Source organism: Bacillus sp. FSL R5-0397 (assembly GCF_038593395.1).
In the GTDB taxonomy this organism is placed as follows: domain Bacteria; phylum Bacillota; class Bacilli; order Bacillales; family Bacillaceae; genus Bacillus; species Bacillus altitudinis.
Map to the genome: position 1 here is coordinate 2,613,675 of NZ_CP151992.1, position 21,801 is coordinate 2,635,475.

General features: G+C 42.6%; 20 protein-coding genes and 1 other annotated feature. Of the genes, 5 read left to right on the top strand and 15 right to left on the bottom strand.

Translation table 11 applies throughout. The features are described 5' to 3' along the window. Positions 1-12 precede the first annotated feature (12 nt). The gene (gene tyrS / locus NSQ70_RS13345; protein WP_008343066.1) at positions 13-1,281 is read right to left on the bottom strand and encodes a tyrosine--tRNA ligase; all 1,269 of its coding nucleotides are present in this window, start codon (positions 1,279-1,281) and stop codon (positions 13-15) included. A 53-nt stretch (positions 1,282-1,334) separates the two neighbouring features. Continuing rightward, positions 1,335-1,572: a binding site (T-box leader), on the bottom strand. A gap of 59 nt (positions 1,573-1,631) precedes the next feature. Then, positions 1,632-3,356, bottom strand: a complete 1,725-nt coding sequence (gene acsA / locus NSQ70_RS13350; RefSeq protein WP_342502210.1) for an acetate--CoA ligase — start codon at positions 3,354-3,356, stop codon at positions 1,632-1,634. A 155-nt stretch (positions 3,357-3,511) separates the two neighbouring features. On the opposite strand from acsA, the gene NSQ70_RS13355 reads away from it, so the two are divergent. The 3 genes from NSQ70_RS13355 to NSQ70_RS13365 are packed head-to-tail and all read left to right on the top strand — an operon-like array spanning position 3,512 to position 5,981. Beyond that, positions 3,512-4,144 carry a GNAT family N-acetyltransferase gene (locus NSQ70_RS13355; RefSeq protein ID WP_144667128.1) on the top strand — a complete coding sequence of 211 codons (633 nt, stop codon included), beginning with the start codon at positions 3,512-3,514 and terminating at the stop codon, positions 4,142-4,144. A 38-nt stretch (positions 4,145-4,182) separates the two neighbouring features. Continuing rightward, a complete protein-coding gene (locus tag NSQ70_RS13360; RefSeq protein ID WP_017358312.1) occupies positions 4,183-4,824 on the top strand; it encodes a CBS and ACT domain-containing protein in 642 nt (213 codons plus the stop codon). Beyond that, positions 4,821-5,981 carry an acetoin utilization protein AcuC gene (locus NSQ70_RS13365; protein WP_342502211.1) on the top strand — a complete coding sequence of 387 codons (1,161 nt, stop codon included), beginning with the start codon at positions 4,821-4,823 and terminating at the stop codon, positions 5,979-5,981. The genes NSQ70_RS13360 and NSQ70_RS13365 overlap by 4 nt, the downstream gene beginning before the upstream one ends. A 43-nt stretch (positions 5,982-6,024) precedes the next feature. Here NSQ70_RS13365 and ccpA read toward each other — a convergent pair whose 3' ends face one another. The 11 genes from ccpA to NSQ70_RS13420 all read right to left on the bottom strand — a co-directional run bounded on the left by ccpA (position 6,025) and on the right by NSQ70_RS13420 (position 17,601). After that, positions 6,025-7,026, bottom strand: coding sequence for a catabolite control protein A (ccpA, locus tag NSQ70_RS13370; protein ID WP_342502212.1), 1,002 nt, complete (start codon positions 7,024-7,026; stop codon positions 6,025-6,027). A gap of 450 nt (positions 7,027-7,476) precedes the next feature. Continuing rightward, positions 7,477-8,553, bottom strand: coding sequence for a bifunctional 3-deoxy-7-phosphoheptulonate synthase/chorismate mutase (locus NSQ70_RS13375; protein WP_017358315.1), 1,077 nt, complete (start codon positions 8,551-8,553; stop codon positions 7,477-7,479). A 214-nt stretch (positions 8,554-8,767) separates the two neighbouring features. Then, a complete protein-coding gene (gene ytxJ, locus NSQ70_RS13380) occupies positions 8,768-9,091 on the bottom strand; it encodes a bacillithiol system redox-active protein YtxJ (RefSeq protein WP_007501805.1) in 324 nt (107 codons plus the stop codon). A 30-nt stretch (positions 9,092-9,121) separates the two neighbouring features. Next, a complete protein-coding gene (locus tag NSQ70_RS13385) occupies positions 9,122-9,592 on the bottom strand; it encodes a YtxH domain-containing protein (protein ID WP_007501807.1) in 471 nt (156 codons plus the stop codon). A gap of 29 nt (positions 9,593-9,621) precedes the next feature. Continuing rightward, positions 9,622-10,038 (bottom strand): DUF948 domain-containing protein, encoded by a 417-nt coding sequence (locus NSQ70_RS13390; protein WP_017367864.1) that lies wholly within the window; start codon positions 10,036-10,038, stop codon positions 9,622-9,624. A gap of 223 nt (positions 10,039-10,261) precedes the next feature. Next, entirely contained in the window at positions 10,262-11,560 is a 1,299-nt protein-coding gene (gene murC, locus NSQ70_RS13395; protein ID WP_008343047.1) for a UDP-N-acetylmuramate--L-alanine ligase, read from the bottom strand. A gap of 302 nt (positions 11,561-11,862) precedes the next feature. Beyond that, on the bottom strand, positions 11,863-14,616 hold the full coding sequence (locus NSQ70_RS13400; protein WP_342502213.1) for a DNA translocase FtsK: 2,754 nt from the start codon (positions 14,614-14,616) through the stop codon (positions 11,863-11,865). 196 nt (positions 14,617-14,812) lie between these two features. Then, positions 14,813-15,418, bottom strand: a complete 606-nt coding sequence (ytpR, locus tag NSQ70_RS13405) for a YtpR family tRNA-binding protein (protein WP_007501813.1) — start codon at positions 15,416-15,418, stop codon at positions 14,813-14,815. Between the two features lie 16 nt (positions 15,419-15,434). After that, complete coding sequence (locus tag NSQ70_RS13410) at positions 15,435-16,247, bottom strand: DUF1444 domain-containing protein (RefSeq protein ID WP_096881746.1); 813 nt, start codon at positions 16,245-16,247, stop codon at positions 15,435-15,437. An 18-nt stretch (positions 16,248-16,265) separates the two neighbouring features. Next, entirely contained in the window at positions 16,266-16,586 is a 321-nt protein-coding gene (locus tag NSQ70_RS13415; protein ID WP_003217665.1) for a thioredoxin family protein, read from the bottom strand. After that, positions 16,573-17,601 (bottom strand): PTS sugar transporter subunit IIC, encoded by a 1,029-nt coding sequence (locus NSQ70_RS13420; protein WP_019743715.1) that lies wholly within the window; start codon positions 17,599-17,601, stop codon positions 16,573-16,575. Before NSQ70_RS13420 ends, NSQ70_RS13415 begins: the two co-directional genes overlap by 14 nt. Before the next feature lie 200 nt (positions 17,602-17,801). On the opposite strand from NSQ70_RS13420, the gene NSQ70_RS13425 reads away from it, so the two are divergent. Next, positions 17,802-18,248: a YtoQ family protein gene (locus tag NSQ70_RS13425; RefSeq protein WP_007501817.1), complete on the top strand. Its 447-nt coding sequence runs from the start codon at positions 17,802-17,804 to the stop codon at positions 18,246-18,248. Positions 18,249-18,455: 207 nt separating this feature from the next. Here NSQ70_RS13425 and NSQ70_RS13430 read toward each other — a convergent pair whose 3' ends face one another. Then, complete coding sequence (locus NSQ70_RS13430; protein WP_017358321.1) at positions 18,456-19,529, bottom strand: M42 family metallopeptidase; 1,074 nt, start codon at positions 19,527-19,529, stop codon at positions 18,456-18,458. 200 nt (positions 19,530-19,729) lie between these two features. Here NSQ70_RS13430 and NSQ70_RS13435 point away from each other — a divergent pair, with 200 nt between their 5' ends. Then, on the top strand, positions 19,730-20,044 hold the full coding sequence (locus tag NSQ70_RS13435; protein WP_003217759.1) for a PepSY domain-containing protein: 315 nt from the start codon (positions 19,730-19,732) through the stop codon (positions 20,042-20,044). 40 nt (positions 20,045-20,084) lie between these two features. On the opposite strand, the gene NSQ70_RS13440 is transcribed toward NSQ70_RS13435, so the two are convergent. Then, positions 20,085-21,782 (bottom strand): NAD-dependent malic enzyme, encoded by a 1,698-nt coding sequence (locus NSQ70_RS13440; protein ID WP_342502214.1) that lies wholly within the window; start codon positions 21,780-21,782, stop codon positions 20,085-20,087. Positions 21,783-21,801: the final 19 nt, after the last annotated feature.

Sequence of the window (21,801 nt, forward strand, 5' to 3'; positions counted from 1 at the left end):
TTTCATAAGGATTTATTTATACGTCACAAGGAAATATTTCTTTTTCCCTCTTCTTAAGACGGTAAATTGGTTTTCAATTCGGTCATCTGCTGAAAGGACATAGTCTTTGTCGGTTTGCCTCTCTCCGTTGATGTAGACGGCACCGTTTGTGATATCTTCACGTGCTTGGCGTTTTGATGGAGACAGTTTTGATTCGACAAGAACATCAACAAGTGTTAATTCTTCTGCACTGTCTTTCTCCATTGATGGCACATCTTTAAAGCCTACTTTCACTTCTTCTGCTGTAAGAGATTTGATCTCGCCTTTAAATAGCGCATTTGAGATGTTGACAGCCTGTTCTAGTGATTCACGGCCATGCACAAGTGTTGTGACTTCTTCTGCCAAACGGCGCTGTGCTTCACGCTTTTCAGGGGCTGTTTGCACTTTTTCTTCGTACGATGCGATCTCTTCTTTTGATAGGAACGTAAAGTATTTTAAGTATTTCACGACATCACGGTCATCTGTGTTAATCCAGAATTGGTAGAATTCATATGGTGATGTTTTTTCTTTATCTAACCAGATGGCGCCGCCTTCCGTTTTCCCAAATTTCGTGCCGTCTGCTTTTGTCACAAGCGGCATTGTGAGACCAAATGCTTTTGCGCCTTCTGCTTCAGACTTACGGATCAACTCAAGTCCAGATGTGATATTTCCCCACTGGTCACTTCCGCCGATTTGCAGCTTACAGTTTTCATTTCTGTAAAGGTTCAAGAAGTCTAACGATTGCAGAATCACGTAGCTGAATTCTGTGTACGAAATCCCTGTTTCAATACGGGAGCTGACGATATCTTTTGCGAGCATGAAGTTGACACCGAAGTTCTTTCCAATATCACGAAGGAACGTGATGACATTCATTTGACTGATCCAGTCATAGTTATTGACGATGACAGCTGGGTTGTCACCTGCTTCAAAATCAAGGAATTGAGAGAGCTGGCCTTTGATTTTCTCTGACCACTGTTCGACGATTTCTGCTGGGTTTAATGAACGTTCTGCTTTTTTGAAACTTGGGTCACCAATCAGTCCAGTTGCGCCGCCAACAAGTGCAATCGGATGATGGCCTGCTTCTTGGAATCTGCGCAATGTTAAAATTGGCAGTAAGTGACCAATGTGCAAGCTGTCAGCTGTTGGATCAAAGCCGGAGTATAGCTTGATTTTTTCTTCTGCTAATAATTTTGTTAAACCTTCTTCATCTGTTTGTTGCTGAATTAATCCTCTGAACGATAATTCTTCCATCAATTGACTCATATCCAAATCTCCTTTTTTTACAATTCAACATAAAAAACGCCCCTTCGAATGAACGAAGGGACGATATATATCGCGGTACCACCCTGCTTAAAAGACAAAACAACACGTCTTTTCACTTACACTGATAACGGACAGATCCGTTCTTTCACTAATCAGGCAACATGCATGCTCCTTTTCGTAAAAGCGGTTCGTGAGGGTAATTCGAATATCTCTTTGTACTGACTCGCACCAGCCGTCAGCTCTCTTGGACAGGGAAAGATGATTCTACTGAATCTCAGTCAAAACCTTTTCATATTCAACTAAAGTCATTTTTAACATACTTTTGATATCAAGTCAACTGACGGAAGCGATTAATCTTCCATTGTCGAGAGATCGCCAGCAGGTAAATTCAGTTCCCACGCTTTTAGCACACGTCTCATAATTTTACCGCTGCGTGTTTTTGGCAGTTTGTCTTTAAACTCAATTTCTCTCGGTGCTGCATGTGCAGCGAGTCCTTTTTTCACAAACGTGCGAATCTCTTCTTTCAGCTCATCTGTCGGTTCGTATCCGCTTCTAAGCGCTATAAATGCTTTAATAATTTCACCGCGCACAGGATCTGGTTTTCCGATGACACCAGCCTCTGCAATGGCCGGATGTTCCACAAGTTTACTTTCTACCTCAAATGGACCGACCCGCTCTCCTGACGTCATGATGACATCGTCGACACGTCCCTGGAACCAGAAGTATCCATCTTCATCCATATAAGCTGAATCTCCTGAAACATACCAATCTCCCGGCATAAAGTAAGATTCATATTTTTCAGGATTGTTCCAGATCGTATGCATCATAGATGGCCAGCCCTTTTTGATGGCAAGGTTCCCCATCCGGTATGGCGGAAGTTCATTTCCGGCATTATCTACAATCGCAGCTTCAACGCCTGGAATTGGTTTCCCCATCGAACCTGGTTTGATATCCATGCATGGATAGTTACAAATCAGTTGTGCACCTGTTTCTGTCATCCACCAAGTGTCATGAATTCGTTTACCAAATACAGCGTCTCCCCAGCGGATCACTTCTGGATTAAGTGGCTCTCCTACACTTAACACATGACGGAGTGAGCTGAGATCATATTTTTGAATGAGATCGTCTCCGGCTCCCATCAGCATTCTGAAGGCTGTCGGTGCACTGTACCAAACGGTCACACCAAGCGATTCGATGGTTTCGTACCACGTATCAGGATTGAACCTGCCGCCTAAAATGACATTCGTCGCTCCATTCAACCACGGAGAAAAAATACCGTACACCGTCCCTGTTACCCAGCCTGGATCAGCTGTACACCAGTAGACATCTTCTTCTTTCAAATCAAGTACCCATTTACCCGTCTGGTCTTGCTGCACCATTGCGCCATGAACATGGAGCACACCTTTTGGCGTACCAGTGGACCCTGACGTGTAATGAAGCAGGTATCCATCTTTTTCATCCATCCACTCGATTTCAAGTTCCTTCGCTGCCTGTTCAAATGCTTCTTCAAAGTGAATCGTCCGCACACCACCTGCATCCTCTTTTTCACCACCGACAATGATGACGGATTCAAGCTTTGGAAGTTCTGCAAACGGAATCCGCTCAAGCAGATCAGGCGTTGTCACAATCACTTTTGCCTCACTATTTTCTAAACGATCTTTGACGGCACCTTCCATAAATGCCTCAAATAACGGACCGACGATCGCACCAATTTTGACAGCACCAAGCAGTAGAAAATAGAGCTCAGGTGATCTTGGCATAAAGATAAACACGCGATCCCCTTTTTGCACATGTGCCTGTTCTCTTAATAGATTTCCTGCTTTGTTTGTCTTGATTTTCATATCCCTGAACGTATACTTTTCATCCCGCTCTGAATCTTTGTAGTGAAGCGCCACCTTGTTTTTACGAAACGAGTCCGCATGTCTGTCAATCGCTTCATAAGCTGCATTTACTTTTCCTGTTTCATACCAAGAGAAATTTTTTCTCGCTTCCTCCCATGAAAATTCTTTGTATGCTTGCTCATAATCATTTAAATGATAGTCCCCTTTTACTGATGGTAGCGTTTCCACTTTCATCAAACAGTCCCCCTTTGCATACGTTTACAATGACCATTATAGTATAGATGACTTTTTTTCTCAATTTTTAAAAAACTTCTGATGAAACCGTTTTAATTATTGCAAGATTTAAGATAGAATAGAGACGACTCACTAGAATTTGAGGCGGTGGATACGTGGAGCATCCTAAAACTTATTATTCAAAAACCATTGAGCGAGAAACAGGTTCCATCCTGATTGAAGGACCGGTACCTGCATCAGAGCTTGCGAACTATATGTTTCATGAAGGACTAACGGCATTTCGCACGCCTGAGGAACAGAAACAAGCACTTGTTGAAATAGCAGATCTTCCTGAAGGACGTATTATCATTGCTAGGGTGGATGAGCTTGTCGTAGGCTATGTCACGTATTTGTACCCTGATCCGCTTGAACGCTGGTCAGAAGGCAACATGGACAATTTAATTGAGCTCGGTGCCATTGAAGTCGCTCCCCCATTCAGAGGCTGCTCACTTGGCAAGCATTTACTGGATGTGAGCATGATGGATGAGCAAATGGAGAATTACATTATCATTACAACTGAATATTACTGGCATTGGGATTTAAAGGGGACAAAGAAAAACGTGTGGGAGTACCGCAAAATGATGGAGAAAATGATGAACGCAGGCGGTCTTGTCTGGTTTGCAACAGACGAGCCAGAGATTAGCTCACATCCAGCCAATTGTTTAATGGCACGGATAGGAAAAAATGTGAGTCCTGATTCGATCGAGCGTTTCGATCGTCTTCGCTTCCATCAGCGCTTTATGTATTAACGTTCAATTCGTTTTTTTGGCAAAGGGGATTGGTAAACATGATGATTGAACAAATTATGGAGCGTGATGTGATCACGCTGCGCAAAACCGATACGATTGAAGAAGCCATTCAAAAAATGAGTGCACATCACATTCGGCATATTCCCATCGTATCTGAGCAGGGATCTGTCATTGGGATGGTGACAGATCGGGATATTAAAAATGCCAGTCCAAGTATTTTTGAAACAGAGAAAAGGCAGCTTTTTATTCAGCGGCCGGTTGAAGACATCATGGTGCTAGAGACGATTACCGCTCATCCGCTTGATTTCGTTGAGGAGATTTCAAGTGTCTTTTTTGAACACGGAATTGGCTGTCTTCCCGTTGTGAGACGCGGCAAGCTTGTAGGGATCATCACAAAAACAGATTTACTTCGTACGTTTGTAAGACTAACAGGTGCAGATCAGCCTGGATCACATTTAGAGGTTGAAGTAGCGCAAGTGACAGAGGGTCTTGCAGACATTACGTCCATTTTAAAAGAGCAGCATATTCAAATGCTGAGTGTACTCGTGTACCCACATGCCAATGAAGCCTCTAAAGTGCTCGTCTTCCGCCTTCAAACGATGCATGCAGATCATGTGATGAAGCTGATTCGTGCAAAAGGCTATAAAGTGCTCTGGCCTATGGAGCAGACGATCAAATGAAGGAAGCGACCTTTGTTTTTTCACCATCTTTTCAAACGTACCAGTTTCACCAAGATCATCCCTTCAATCAGCTTCGTGTCTACTTAACTTATGATCTTCTTCAAAAAATGAAGGCATTAACGGATGATGAGATTGTCGCACCTCGTATGGCGACGCTGGAGGAATTAAAGCTTGTCCATACAGCAGACTACATTCAAGCAGTACAGCGGGCAAGTGAAGGAAAACTGTCCACCGCAGAGGGGGAACGTTATGGTCTTGGCACTGAGGATACCCCGATGTTTGCAGGGATGCATGAGGCAGCTTCTCTCCTAGTTGGTGGGACATTAACAGCGGTTGATCAAGTGATGCTTGGGCATTCGCAGCATGCGCTCAATCTTGGCGGCGGGCTTCACCATGGATTTAAAGGGCGTGCTTCTGGCTTTTGTATTTATAATGACAGCTCTGTGGCCATTCAGTATATTCAAAAGACATATGGCGCTAGAATTTTATATATTGATACAGATGCTCATCATGGCGATGGTGTACAGTTTAGCTTCTATGATGATCCAGAGGTATGTACTGTTTCCATTCATGAAACAGGGCGCTATTTGTTCCCTGGAACTGGACAAGTACAGGAAAGGGGTCATGATAAAGGCTATGGCTATGCATATAATATCCCGCTTGACGCATTTACAGAAGACGAATCATTTTTAGAAGCCTATCGAACAGCAGTGACAGAGATTGCTGCTTTTTTTAAACCAGATGTCATTTTGACGCAAAATGGAGCAGATGCCCACTATTATGACCCTTTGACGCATTTATCTGCTACCATGAAAATATATGAGGAAATCCCTAGAATTGCCCATGAGCTGGCGCATCAATATTGTGATGGAAAATGGATCGCTGTGGGCGGAGGCGGCTATGATATTTGGCGTGTCGTCCCAAGAGCATGGAGCCGCATTTGGCTTGAGATGAAAGGCATTACACCACCAGATGCACTTCCTCAAGAATGGATTCGGGCATGGGAAAAACAATCGCCTGTTCCGCTTCCACCCACATGGCTAGATCCTGACGATTTATATCCACCGATTCCAAGAAGAGCAGAAATTACAGAAAAAAATGCACAAACGGTAGAAAAAGCACTCATGCCTGTGCGACGAGAAAAGAAAAAGGCATAAAAAAAAGCAGGCGTACACTGATCAAGTGAGCCTGCTTTCTTTTTTATTTCGTCGATTGTCTTTCTTCGATTCTATGTGGCAATTCAACAATTTGATCTTCTACTTGTTCTTTGTTCATGAGCTTTGTCAAAAGTCTCATCGCAACAGCGCCAATATCGTAAGTCGGCTGAACAACTGTTGTCAATTGAGGGCGCACCATGAGGGATAGTCTTGTGTTATCAAAACCAATCACTTCTAAATCTTCAGGAATTGATACGCCTCTGTCCTGCGCTCCATGAATGACACCTAGCGCCATTTCGTCAGTAGCTGCAATCACAGCCGTCGGCTTGTCAGATTGATCAAGCAGATTAGCGAGCGCTTCAATACCAGAGTCATATGAGTAGTCTCCTTCAGCAACAAGCGCTTCGTCAAATGCGATACCAGCTTCTTCAAGCGCACGCTTATAACCAGCAAGCTTTCTCATAGAATTAATTGGTTCTGACATTGGTCCAGATACAAACGCAATTCGTTTATGTCCTTTTTCAACCAATAGCTGAACTGAATCATAAATGGCTTGTTCATAGTTAATGTTGACTGATGGTGTTTGTGCCTGCTCTTCAACAGATGCTGCAAGTACAATGGGTACAGGAGAGCGCTTAAATTCTTCCACAAGCACATCTGTAATGTTTCCGCCCATAAAAACGATTCCATCTACTTGTTTGCCAAGCATTGTGTTTAACAAATGCAGTTCTTTATCAGTATTTTGGTCTGAGTTGCTCAAAATAATGTTGTACTTGTACATCGTCGCAATATCTTCAATTCCTCGTGCAAGCTCTGAATAGAAGATACTTGAAATATCAGGGATGATGACCCCAACTGTTGTGGTCTTTTTACTTGCAAGGCCTCGTGCGACTGCGTTTGGACGGTAGCCGAGACGATCAATTGCTTCAAGCACCTTTTTTCTTGTTGTTGGTTTTACGTTTGGATTACCATTAACAACGCGTGATACCGTTGCCATACTTACGTTTGCTTCTCTTGCTACATCATATATTGTAACATTATTCACATAAATCACTCCTTCAAATACACTTCATATCTATAGCATTCACCAATTGGATAGAGACATGTCAGATACGAGGAAAATAATATCCTATTTGTCATTAAAACGATGAAAAGAGACACATAATTTTTCAATCTACATCAAAATGACATTCTTTTATGAAATTATACACGTTTTTTCTTCATATGAAAACGTTCCCTTTCTTTTTATAACTAAATTAAACAAACTTTAATGAGCTTGTTACCTGTAAATTGAATCATATTTCACCAAAAATCGTCGTGAACGTCAGCTATGACAATGATCTTAGCAGATTCTATCGAATTTTAAAAATGAAAACATTGTGAACAAGCGTATTTTTAGCTTGCAATGTGCTCTTTTCCTTTCATTGCCAATCTTGATCGTATTTTTTCATGAAAAAACCGCCGGGCTGTCATCCGGCGGCTTTTCTATTTATGGTTACGCGTGAATGTTGACAAGTGGTCTTAACGCATCTAACCATTTTTCGAATTGTGGAATGTCCATTTGCTGCGCTGAATCAGATAGGGCAACAGATGGATCTGGATGCACTTCTGCCATCACACCGTCTGCTCCAATCGCAAGAGCTGCTTTAGCTGTTGGAAGAAGTAGATCTCTGCGTCCTGTTGAGTGTGTCACGTCAACAAAGACTGGTAAATGTGTCTCTTGTTTCAAGATTGGCACAGCCGAGATATCTAGTGTATTTCTTGTGGCTGTTTCGTATGTGCGGATGCCTCGCTCGCAAAGGATGATTTGGTCATTTCCTTGTGCGATGATGTATTCAGCTGCATTGATGAATTCTGAAATTGTTGCTGCTAAACCGCGTTTTAAAAGAACTGGTTTGTTCACTGATCCAGCTTCTTTTAAAAGCTCGAAGTTCTGCATGTTACGTGCTCCAATTTGGATGACATCGATATGCTCAATCGCTTCTTCAATATGAGCAGGATTCACGATTTCACTAATAACTGCAAGACCGTATTCATCTGCTACACGTTTTAGAATTTTTAGACCGTCTACGCCAAGTCCTTGGAAGTCGTATGGACTTGTGCGAGGCTTAAATGCGCCACCACGAAGAAGTTTTAGTCCCTGCTGTTTCGCTGCTGCCGCTACTTCTGCAACTTGCTCGTAGCTTTCAACGGCACATGGCCCAACGATGAAACGTTGTTTTCCGTCACCGATCGCTTCTCCATTGATATTTACAATTGTATTTTCAGGTTTTTTCTTACGAGAAACAAGAAGTGCTTTGCTGTGGTCATCTTCTTGAAGCTCTAAACCTGCTTTGAAAATTTCTTTGAAAATATGTTGAATCGTTGAATTTTCAAATGGGCCATCATTTTCTTCAAGAATTTGATTAAGCATTGTGCGCTCTCTGACAGGGTCATAACGGTTGACACCTTGCGCTTCTTTTGCCTTTCCAATTTCTTTTACAATGTTTCCTCTTTCATTGATCAGTTTTAAGATTTGAAGATTTAGTTCATCTGCTTGCTGTCTCAATTGTTCCAATTCATTGTTGCTCATTTTTGTCATCCTTTCCTCTGCCCGCTCTCGCTTTTTATTTTTGATCTCTTATAATAGGGTTTATTATAAACAAAGATTTCGGAATTGTCACGAAAAAATTCTTTATTACCCAAACGCTTTTAAGCGATAAAGTATTATGTGTAAGATTATAGCATACTTTTGATGCAAGTAAACCTTTTTTATAAAAAAAACGTCAGCAATCGCTGACGTTTTTCTACATGTTATGTTCAAGCGCTTCTTTTGTAATGCTTGAGTGAGAAGCATGCCACTTTACTTTGCCACCGCTAAAGATGAGTGCCTGTGGGCTTTCGTGCTTGATCCCTGACTTTTCAGTCACATAGGATGAAAGCTCTCTTGTGTTTTGAATTTGCAAGAAATAAGCAGGAACATCCTCATGTTCTGACGCAAACGCTTCAAACTCTTGAAAAGCAGCTTGGCTGATTGGACATGTCAAACTGTGCTTAAAAAAGACAAAGGTTCCGTCTTGATTCGTTAGTTGATCAAACTGTTCTTCTGTTTCTATGAGTTGTTTAGACATGATGTGCTCCTTCCTAACTTAAGCAGCGAGTTAGCCTTTCGTAGATTGTTCTACTTTTTCTTTGACATCTTTGATGCCGTCTTCAATGTCTGCTTTTGCTTCTTGTGCTCTTACTTTTGCTTCATCTGCTACATCTGAAGCTTCATTTGCAATATTTGCTGCAGCATCTTCTGCTTCGCTTTTTACTTGTTTAGCTTTTCCAGCTGTACGATCTTTTATGTCTTTTACTTTGTCTAAAATCTGGTTTGACTGCTCTGCTACGAGCTGAGACAATTCAGATGTTTTGTCTTTCGCAATCGTCACATATTCAGTGCCTTTTTCCTTTGCATCTGTTGTAAGACGATCTGTTTTTTCTTTTAGGGCATTCGCTTGGGTGTTCAAATCATCGCGAAGCTCTTTCCCTGACTTTGGTGCTAAAAATAATGCCGTTGTTGCACCGATAATGCCACCGATAAGTGTTCCGATCAAAAAGTCTTTGCTATTGATTCCGTCTTTGCTCATGATTATTCCTCCTATGCGAAAATGGTTGTTTATTGTTGTTTACGCTGTTTCCATTTTTTATAGATTTCAAGTGCTGCGTTACTCCAGCTTACCACATCCGTGACTTTCTCTTGATTTCGTTCAACGGATGAAGAAACCGCACCAGCTGCCTGCTTTATGCTTGTATTAAATTGGTTGATCGAGCCACCAATTCCCTGCACCGCATCCACAACTGTGTTAAGTTTTGCCGATTTGTCTTGAATATCTTCAGCAAGCTGATTGGTCTTATGTAGCAACTGTGCTGTCTCTGTGGTGATGCCTTGCATCTGTCCTTCAAGACCTTCTAAAGTTGATGCGACATTCTTTAATGTCAGCTGTAAGGATTTCAATGTTTTGGACAAGTAGATGACAAGAATGAGGAAAGCGATTGCGATGAGTGCAACGCTTAAATAGAGAATAATAATCATCTGATACCTCCTTTGCTGCGGGCATATTCAATTCAATACCCTCTCGTTGTATCATTCAAACATCGCCTAGAATGACCGATTGAATAATAATTCTACACTTATTCGCCAATTCCTGTCCACAGCGAACGAAAAAAAGCGGCACATCTTGTCACATTTAGCCCCTTTGTCACATTTTATTCAAAATAAAAAAGCGCCGATTGAATCGGCACTTTTTGACAGGCAATTATACTGCGACTTTCTCATAAGCGCGAAGATACTTTTGAATATCTCCTGCTCCCATAAAGACCAAGATCGCATTTTCATGTGCTTTCAGCACAGATGTCTCTTCTTCTTCAATCAATTGGGCTTGCGGAATTTTTTCCCGCAAATCTTCAATGCTTAGTTTCCCAATGTTTTCACGAGCTGAGCCGAAAATATCACAGAGGTATACATAGTCTGCTTTTTTCAGACTGTCCGCAAATTCACTTAAAAATTGCTGTGTACGAGTGAAAGTGTGCGGCTGGAAGACTGCCACAATATCACGGTCTGGATACTTTTGGCGAGCTGCTTCGATCGTGACTTCAATTTCAGTCGGATGGTGCGCATAATCGTCAATTAAGACTTGTTCACCGACTACTTTTTCATTAAAGCGTCGTTTCACACCACCAAATGTCGTTAAAGCACCTTTGATGAGCTCTACATCAATGGCCTCATAGTGGCATAATGCAATGACCGCTAATGAGTTAAGGACATTGTGGTTTCCGTAAGCAGGGATGTAGAAGGTATCATAAAACGTATTACGTACAAATACATCAAATGTCGTGCCTTCTGTGTTTTTCACAACATTTCGTGCTTGGAAATCATTTTCTTCATTGAATCCGTAGTACACAACAGGTACTTTTGCCTGGATCTTGAGAAGATGCTCGTCATCACCGCAGGCGATGATGGCTTTTTTCACTTGAAGTGCCATGTTTTGAAACGCATCAAACACGTCATCAATATCCGTGAAATAATCAGGGTGATCAAAATCAATATTGGTCATGATCGCATAGTCTGGATGGTAGCTGAGGAAATGTCTGCGGTATTCGCACGCTTCAAATACAAAATACTCGCTGTTTTCTTTCCCCATTCCAGATCCATCACCGATTAAGTAGGAAGTTGGTTTTGCCGCTTGCATCACATGTGCAAGCAGACCTGTTGTCGATGTTTTACCATGAGCACCCGTAATTGCAACGTTTGTGAATGAATCCATGTATTCTCCAAGAAATTTATGATAACGAATGACAGGAATTCCTTCAGAAAGAGCACGCTCAATCTCAGGGTGTGTATCTGGGAATGCATTTCCTGCAATCACCGTCATCCCTGGCTGAATATTATCTGGGTCAAATGGAAGAATTTTAATATTTCGTTCTTCTAATGCTTTTTGTGTAAAGATATGTTTTTCGATATCCGATCCTTGGACAGTATACCCAGTATCATGAAGAATTTGGGCCAGTGGACTCATACCTGTCCCTTTTATTCCAACAAAATGATAAACAGTCATAATTGTACCTCCAACAAACGTCTATCTGACTTACAGTATATGACGCTCATTTCAATTTGCAACTTGTGATTTTTGTCTCTAGCTGATCACAAATCGCAGCTCCAAATAAAGATTTTTTTCCGATCTTCCTATTCTAATCAATATTAACTATGATTAGTATCCGACAACTTTCCCATTTCTAACACCTGCTTTCGCTCATTTTCGTTAAAAAGCGTTCAGACAGGCATGCGAAAAGCGTCCAATTCAAAAATTGCACCTATGTGCTATCATACCATGTTTATCAAAAAAATGAAGTGGTTTGTTTAGATCAATTGTTCTAAATCACTCAGTGTCATGAGGACCTCTCTTGGCTTACTGCCTTTTGCACCAGAGATCATTCCTTCACGTTCCATCATATCAATCAATCTCGCTGCTCGATTGTAGCCAATTCTAAATCTTCTTTGCAAACTGGATGTACTTGCACTATTTTGCTCGATGGCGAATCGGCATGCGTCCATAAACAATTCATCTTCGTCTGTAATGGCAGAGCCTTGGAGCATCAATTCTTCCTGTTCAAAAAGGAACACAGGTTTGCGCTGTTTTCTCACATGCGCTACCACTTCATCAATCTCTCGATCTGATACAAAGTTCCCTTGCAGCCTTGTCGGTTTGCCAGAGCCATTTTCTAAGAACAGCATGTCTCCTTTTCCGAGAAGCTTTTCAGCACCTGCCATATCAATAATGGTTCTTGAATCCACTTGGCTTGAAACAGAGAAAGCAATTCTTGTTGGGATGTTTGCTTTAATGAGGCCTGTAATGACATCAACAGAAGGTCTTTGCGTCGCAATGAGTAAGTGAATCCCGCATGCTCTTGCTTTTTGGGCAATTCGGCAAATGCTTTCTTCGACTTCATTTGGTGCGACCATCATTAAATCAGCCAACTCATCAATGACAACGACGAGATATGGTAGTTTTTCACCCATTTGTTTTTCTTTCACCAGTTCGTTAAATCGTTTGATTTCTCTCACACCAGAGTGTGCAAACAGTTCGTAGCGTCTTTCCATTTCATCTACTACCCATTTCAGGGCAGCTGTTGCTGTCTTGGCATCAGTAATAACTGGGCTCACAAGATGCGGAATGTGATTATACGGCGCCAGTTCGACCATTTTAGGGTCGATTAACAGCATTTTCACTTCATCAGGTGAAGCTTTAAACATCAGGCTTACGAGAATGGTATTAATACAGACACTTTTCCCTGAACCTGTTGCTCCGGCAATTAAGCCGTGCGGCATTTTTTGCAAATCAACCACAACGGGCTGACCGGAAATATCCAATCCGAGCGCTGCCGTTAATGGAGATGGATTGTCTCTAAAGGCACTGCTTCTGATCATTTCTCTCAAGAAAACCATTTTACTGTGAAGGTTCGGCACTTCGATTCCAATCGTGTTCTTCCCAGGAATCGGCGCTTCGATGCGAATATCTTTTGCAGACAAACTGAGTTTGATATCATCTGACAGGTTTGTAATTTTGTTCACTTTCACGCCTGGTTCAGGATGCACTTCAAATCTTGTAACAGAAGGACCTTGTGTCACATGAACAACACTTGCTCTGACATTGAAATTTTTCAGTGTGGCATTGAGCAGTTCTGCCCGTTCTTTCACCCATGTTCCGTCCTCTTCTTTTTGTGCTGGCGGAACGTCTAGAAGGGCTAAACTCGGAAATACATATCCTTGTGCATCTGCCGTTTTCTTCTGTCCTTGCACGCGCTGATCACTTTTTAACATCATGACGTTAAAAGGAACGGTGGCGGTTTGACCGCTTGAGCGCTTTGGCTGTGGAGAAGACGGTTTTGGTTCTTCACGTTTTATTTCAGGCGTTTCTTCAGGTGTTCCCTCAAGCTCTTCTGCCATATCCCCGGCGATCTCTGCTTGTCCAGAGTCAGCAAATTCATCTGATGCTTCTTCAACTGGCATGACTTCATCATCTGTTAATTTTTCTTCCGGCAGAGAATCATCATCTTGCGAATCTTGTATGATCACCGGTTCTTCTTGTTCAAATGCTGCCACTGACACGTCTGCTTGACTTTCTTCTATCCATGCAGCCTCTGTTATTTCCTCCGCAGCCTCTACTTCATTCTCTTCCAGCATCGCAGTTTCTTCTACCGGGCTTTCTATCTCCATGTCGAGTGCTGGTGATGCGCTTAAAGCTGTTTCAAATGTAAAGCTCTCTTTTTTCTCAGTATCATCTTCAAGCGGAATCATCGGCTCTTCTTGTTCAACGGTGACTGCCTGTTCTTGCTCCATCTCTAGAGGCTCGTTAGATGCTTCAGCTTGCTCCATATGTAAGGATGCTTCTCGATCGTCTTTGGTCTGTGACAAAGCTTGATCTTGATCCTCTGTCTCACTGAAAGGCTCGTCATATAAACGTTCCATCGTTGATTGAACGTGATCTTGATAAGCGAGTTCCTCTTGCAAAGTAAGCGGCGTCGTGACAGGTTGCTTCTCTGCTTGTTCTGCTGTTTGGGCTGACATCATGTCTTCCATACGTTGTTCTTTTCGTATAGACGGGATGTTCATTTGCTGTCTTACATTCCGTTCACGCTCTGCTTCTTCTGATAACAGTGTGACACGCTGTGACGTTTCTTCTGACGATTTCATTTTGACAGAAGATGTGTCTTCTTTGGCTGCTGCATGTTTTGGACGCATATCCTGGTGGTAGCCATAGATGGGTGAAGGAATTTGCTCTGGTTTAAAAGGCTTTTTATTGAGATCAGGCTGCACTGTTTGTTTTGGCTGATAGGTCGTCTGCTTTGCCTTTGGCTGACTTGGCCGCGTGCGCCTTCTTTCTTGTTGCTTTGCTGCCTCACGTGCAGGTTCATCTGGAACGAGAGGAAAGCGGAAATTGCCTTTTGGATATTCATAATACACTTTCGTATCTTCAACTTTTTTATATTCTTTATGTTGTTCAACAGCTGGCTGCTTTGGTGCAATCGGACCTGTTTCAGGCCTCTCAGCTTTTTCTTCTTTTTTTTCTTCTCCTAAAAATACACTAAAAAATTTATCTAACCAACTCATCATTTATCACTCACTTTAACTCCCCTTACGTTTTCTTGGGCGATTTTTAGTATACCATTGCTTTTTCATGCAGAAAAGCGAGAAAAGTGCTACGCTTTGCTGTTCATGCTGTCTGTAGATGAAAAAAAGTCACTAAGTACGTACTTAGTGACTTTTGGTATAACACATTCTTCGCTCATTTGTACCCGTTTATGGGAGGTTACGCTTCAAATGGTTCGCCAGCTTGGCGGCTTCCTTCTAGAACAAGGATTCCTTTTTCAGCAGGCGCATTCGGAAGATCTAATTCTTTTGCAGAACAAATCATTCCGCTTGAAGGAACACCTCTTAGTTCAGCATCTTTGATCACCAAACCGCTCGGCATCACAGCACCGACCTTTGCAACCACAACATATTGACCTTGATCAACGTTTGGTGCACCGCACACGATTTGTAAGGTTTCATCGCCAACATCTACTTGGCAAATGTTCAGTTTATCTGCATTCGGATGTTTTTCTTTTTCCTTCACATAACCGACCACAAACTTAGGTGATAGATCCACTGTTAATGTTTCACTGACACCGTTGCGGTTTAAAATTTCATTGATATCTTGAACAAGCGTTTCAGAAAGCGGTACAGATCCGTTTTCTTCAATTTTCATGTAAGTAGATGCATTGAAAATATTAAAACCTGTTGTTTCTTTTGTGTCTTGATTGAAGATTCTTACGACATCTCCAAACGTTTCATGACCTACTTCTTCTCTTGTTACATCTTTCAATGAAATAAGGAGTGTGTCGCCGACACCTTCTGCATTATAAAAAACGTTCATTCTTCAAAATTCCCTTCTACTGCTGTTTTGGTCTGCTTTTTGCAAGAATAAAGATCGGTTCAAGCTTGCCTTCGTCATATAAAAATGACAAGGCCGTAATCGGAACCGTGCCGCTAGCGAAGAAGCTCATCGACATTTGCCCTAAAATATCATAGCCTGATTCATTGCGTACATCTGCAATGATGAACACATCTTGATGGGGAACGGAAATGGCCATTTGCCCCTCTACTTTTTGCGCATATTCTTGTAAAATCGATTCATTTAAAATTCTGCTTGCATCGTACCCGTCGTTTGCACGGAAGAAATAAAAACGGTTGCCCGCCACTTCATCCATTTTCACCACAGTCTTTAGTGAACGGACGTTAAAACTTGCGGTTTCTCTGATTCGTTCTTTTGTCCAGTTTTCCTTTTGCAGCATCTTCTCGTCAATTAATCTGTAGGTGCTTCCAAGGTCAAGTGCATAGTAGATTCTTGTCTCTGCTGTATGCTCATCAAAAACGAGCGGAATCTCATCACTTGATGTTTCTGGAAAGGACGTTGAACGAATGACCGGATAAATGTGCTTTTCTTTGCCTGAGATGTGCTGCGCTTCACCTTTCATTGCGCTGAGCGCCTCTTTCACATAATAAACGATCTCATCCAGTGTTTCATCAGGCTTTACTTCCCACTTTGCAATAATCGGCGGGAGCTCAAGCGTGATGCCCTTTCCTGTATGTTTATCTTCCACACGAAGCGTATCTTTTTCCCTGTCGAACTGGTGTATCCAGTTGTCGTTCGTCAGACGGCTTTTCAATTGATTGGCAAGCTGTCTTGATGTCATTTTCGCCATGATAAGACTCTCCTTTCGTTATTTAGAAAGAGAATCTGTTAAAAATGCTTCAATCTCTTCCTTTGTCTTACGATCTTTGCTGACAAAACGGTTGATCTCTTGTCCGTTTTTAAAGACTAAAAAGCTTGGAATTCCGTAAATTTCCCACTCTGCACAAGTGTCGATGAACTGATCTCTATCCACATAGAAGTATTCAAATTCTGGATAGTTTGCTTCAAGCTCTGGCAAAAACGGCTCAATAAATGTGCAGTCCGGGCACCAGTCAGCTGAAAATAGTAATACGGTTAAGTCTTCTTGAATTACTTTTTGTAATTCTTCGTTTGATTCAATTTTTTTCATGTTTGATTCCTCCAGTTTGTATACTTAAATCTCCGAATTGTATATAGCCTTTCTTTCTCATCCATTCTGATACTACCAAACTAATCACTGCCGGGCCAACGATATGCAAGAGAGCAATAGCGAGGAAAACGGAAGGATGAAATCCCATGACTGTGAGTGTCATGAGCTGTCCGACAAGTCCGCTCGTTCCCATACCCGCTCCTGCCGCATTATTGACCATCCCAAAGCCAATGATACCAATTGGTGCAAGAATCAGTCCTGCAATCGTCGGCGGAATGAGAATGAGCGGATTTTTCACAATGTTCGGCAGCTGTAGTTTTGATGTTCCAATGCCTACCGCAGCAAGACCGCCAAAACGATTTTCCCTAAATCCTGCAGCAGCAAAGCCGACCATCTGCGCGCAGCAGCCAATCGTTGCCGCACCAGCAGCAAGACCGCTTAAATCAAGCATCAGCGCAAGCGCAGCGCTTGAAATCGGTGAGCTAAGAGCAAGTCCAACAATGGTTGCAACCAGCATGCCCATGATGAGTGGACTTTGGTCAGTCCCCCATACGATCAGCCTGCCGAGCCCTGTCATCACCGCCTGAATCCCAGGGCCGATGAAAGCAGCAGTGAGAAAACCTGTGATAATGGTCACAAGCGGCGTTAAAATAATATCAATTCTTGTCTCACCACTGATCAGTTTGCCTAATTCCACACCAATGAGAGCAGCCACGAAGCTTCCAGCAGGTCCCCCAAGCTCTGCTCCAGCGGCACCTGAAACAACACTTGCGAAAATAATTAATGGAGATGCGTTTAAGCGATAAGCAACCGCTACGCCAATTGCTGGTCCCATCAGCCCCATTGCGAGCGTTCCCATTTCCACGATGAGAGGAAATGATAACAGGCCGCCTGCTGTTTTTAAAATCAGCCCTACCACTAATGTAGCAAATAGACCTAAAGCCATATAAGAGAGTGCATCAATAAAATACACCTTTGGCGAAAGGGAAATACCCTTTCTTTTTAAATAAGTCATCAACGTCGTCTTCCTGCTTTCTCATAGGAAAGACGAAGAGGCCTGTCCTTCCCATTATATGTAGTCTTCTTACGATGAAAAATAGTCTCTACCATGAATATCATAATCATATTTTTTTTGCTTTATCAAGCACTTCTTGTGTAACATGAAAAGAAACAGGGCAAACCTTTACTAAGTTTGTGCACAAGGAGGAGATTGTTATGCAATTAACGGTTTATTTAGCTGGAGAAATTCATAGCCAGTGGCGCGATGAAATTAAGGAAAAAAGCCAGTCTTTGAAGCTGCCAGTGACGTTTGTTGGTCCAATGGAGAATCATGACCGATCAGATAACATCGGAGAAGATATTTTAGGCGGGCAGCCAAATGCCATCTTGAAAGACGATGCGGCTTCTGATTTGAACAATTTCCGCACCGAACTATTATTAAATAAGGCAGACGTTGTCATCGCCCGCTTTGGTGAGAAATATAAACAGTGGAACACGGCAATGGATGCTTCTTCTGCCATCGCCAAAGGAAAACCCCTTATTTTGATTCGTCCTAAAGAATTACATCATCCACTAAAGGAACTATCAAACAAAGCAAATATCACTGTCGAAACAGTGAATCAAGCAATTAAGGCGTTGTCATACGTGTTTGAACAAGAATAAGAAAAAGGGCTAAAATGAACTTGATTTTAGCCCTTCTTCTTCTTTTCAGCGTGATAGAAAACCTTTGCAGCCCTAGGAAGGACGAGTACTGGCGCGGAGCGAATTTGACATTCGTGAGCACCGAAGCGCAGGACTGACAAAGAATGCGAGGGTTTGTCTACACGCTGAAGGCTGTGCTCTTAAAAGAGGCAGCCTTTTTCTTATCGTTTACACTTGTTGATAAATCGAATCCACCGTGCTTTGATCACAATTTTTCACAAGACGAACAATTAATTCTTTTGCCGCTGCATAATCATCCACATGCAAGACAGAGTGACTTGTATGAATGTAACGCGCACATACACCAATAACAGCAGACGGTACACCTTGATTTGAGATATGGACACGTCCAGCATCCGTACCGCCTGGCGATACGAAATATTGATATGGAATATTGTTTGTTTCGGCTGTATCGAGGACAAATTCTCTCATGCCTCGGTGCGTAATCATCGTGCGATCATAAATACGAAGAAGTGCACCTTTTCCAAGCTGGCCAAATTGTGATTTGTCTCCCGTCACATCATTTGCGGGACTCGCATCTAGAGCAAAGAACAGATCAGGCTGAATCATATTCGCAGCTACCTCAGCCCCTCTGAGCCCTACTTCCTCTTGGACGGTTGCGCCTGAATATAGCTGACATGAAAGAGCTTCGTCTTTTAATTCTTTCAATAATTCAATGGCAAGTCCGCACCCATAGCGGTTATCCCAAGCTTTGGCTAAAATCTTTTTCGGATTGGCCATTGGGGTAAAGACCGTTGCAGGAACGATTTGCTGCCCTGGGCGAACACCAAGCTCTTTCGCTTCTTCTTCACTGTCTGCACCAATATCAATCAGCATATCTGACGGTTTTACTGGTTTGCTTTTTTGTTCTGGTGTCAGAAGGTGAGGAGGTGTGCTCGATACAACGCCCGGAATTGGCCCGTGATCCGTATGAACATCCACACGCTGCGCAAGCATCACTTGACTCCACCAGCCGCCAAGTGTTTGAAAACGAATCATTCCGTTTTTCGTAATGGATGACACCATAAAGCCGACTTCATCCATATGACCAGCCACCATAATCTTCGGCGCGTTCTCTGGGCCTTTACGGACACCAAACACTCCGCCAAGACGATCCTGTATGAGTTCATCGGAATATTTCTCAAGTTCCTTTTTCATAAAAGCACGCACATGGTGCTCATTACCTGGAGTTCCTTGTAGTTCTGTTAAATTTCGGAAAAGCGACATTGTTTCTTCGTTCATTTGACAGTTACCCTCATTTCTATGTAATTGACCATATAAATTCCTATAAAAATAACACTCACTTTATACTATAAGAATTCTTTCGGTTTTCCAAGTATCTCTCCAGAAATTTTGAATATGCTTTCAAGTATTCGGATTTCTTAACATCGCTGGACAAGTTTTGTATAATGGAAAAAACAGCAATACGGAGGTGCAGCACGTTGAAGTTAAAACATGTTCTGATTGGTGCGAGTATTGGCGTAGCCGCTGCAATTGTTGCAAAGAAAGTCTTTTTCCCGACGTATATCTCGTCTGAAAAAGCGTTAAAAATTGTGAAATCCGCTTTTAAACAGCGCGGTCCGATTGATGGCTCTTGGATTTATACTGTACCAGAACCGTATACCGTAAATGGTGAAACGATTGATGTGTACAAATCTGGCATTACACGCTCCGCCTTTGGCGAGCTGGAACAGTATGAAGTCATGATTGATGCAAAAACAGGCATGATCGTTGATGTCATTGATTCTGTTGCTTAATAAGAAAGCTTCGCAAAGACAAGTCCTTGCGAAGCTTTTTTTAGATGGCTTTGATTTTTTTGTATACAGGGTGCCACATGGCGTCTTGCACAGCCTGAATGAGGTCATCAGGGGTTTCTTCCGCAATTCCTTCGTCAATCGCTGCTTGTGCCACACGGACAGCCACTGTCGCTGAAACCGTTCTGAGCTGATCAACACTTGGAAGCATCGCAGCACCCGGTTTTCCGACATTGACCATGCTCGCAATCGCTTCAGCACTCGCAACAAACATGCTGTCTGTCATGAGACGGGCTTTACACACAATCGTTCCAAGACCAAGCCCTGGAAACACAAGAGCATTATTTGCCTGCCCAATTTCATATGTCACACCGCCATATTCAACTGGATCAAACGGGCTTCCCGTTGTGACAAGCGCACGTCCTTCTGTCCACTCAATGAGATCTTCCGGCTTTGCCTCTGAAAGAGGTGTCGGGTTTGACATCGGTAAAATCGCTGGCCGCTCTACATGTGACGCCATTTCTTTCACTATTTCCTCTGTAAATGCCCCACCTACAGTTGAGGTACCAATTAAGATCGTAGGTTTCGCCTGCTTCACGACCTCTAACAAATCAATTGAATGCTTTGGACCATTACGTGCATAATCCTTCACTTCATCAGAACGTCTTGCATACGGCTTTTGGAATGGCTGAATGTCGGGTGAATCATCTGTGAGCAATCCCGTTTTATCAATACACCAGAAATGATCATATGATTCCTCTTCTTTGACACCATCTCTCACGATGGCATCACGAATTTGCTCGGCTATACCAATCCCTGCTGTACCTGCTCCAAAGATCACGATTCGGTGATCTTTCAGCGGAACCTTCGATGCTTTTGCACAAGCCAGAACCGCAGCAAGTGAAACGGCTCCAGTTCCTTGAATATCATCATTAAACGAACAAATACGGTCCTTATATTTTTCCAAAATGGCGCGCGCATTTTTTGTACCGAAGTCTTCCCAGTGAAGAAGTGCATTTGGAAAAGTCGCACGGGCAAGCTCAACATATTGATCAATAAACTGATCATAGCGCTCTCCTCGAACGCGGGAGTGCTGATTTCCCACATAAAGCGGATCATTTAAAAGGCTTTCCTGGTTGGTCCCAGCATCAAGTACCACTGCCAGCACACGACTAGGATCAATACCTGCTGCGGCTGTATAAACAGCCAGCTTCCCGACTGAAATGGCGATTCCGCCTACACCCCAGTCACCGATGCCTAAAATTCCTTCTGCATCTGTTGCGACAATGAGATCAATTGATTCATCCACTCCGTAAGATGCAAAAATTTCTTCCATTCCTTCTAGGTCATCAATGGATAAATAAATTCCTCTTGGCTTTCTATACTCGTGGCTGTAACGCTGAATCGCTGTTCCTACGGTCGGTGTGTAAACAATCGGCAGCATTTCTGCCAAATGCTCATTTAATAATTTATAAAAGAGCACTTCATTTCTGTCATGAAGCGCAGTTAAATAGACATTTTTCCCAAGTGCGTCTGGCTGTGCTTTGAACTGTTCATATGCACGCTTTGCTTGATCTTCTAGTGTTAACACCTTCGGCGGCAGAAATCCCTTTAGCCCAAGCTCTTCCCGCTCTTCCTTTGTAAATGCGACCCCTTTGTTTAAATAAGGGACAGACATGACTTCGATCCCTCTTAACGGTGTCTCGATGACATCACCATGTACACGATAAAATTGATTCACCTGCACTCTTCCTTTCACA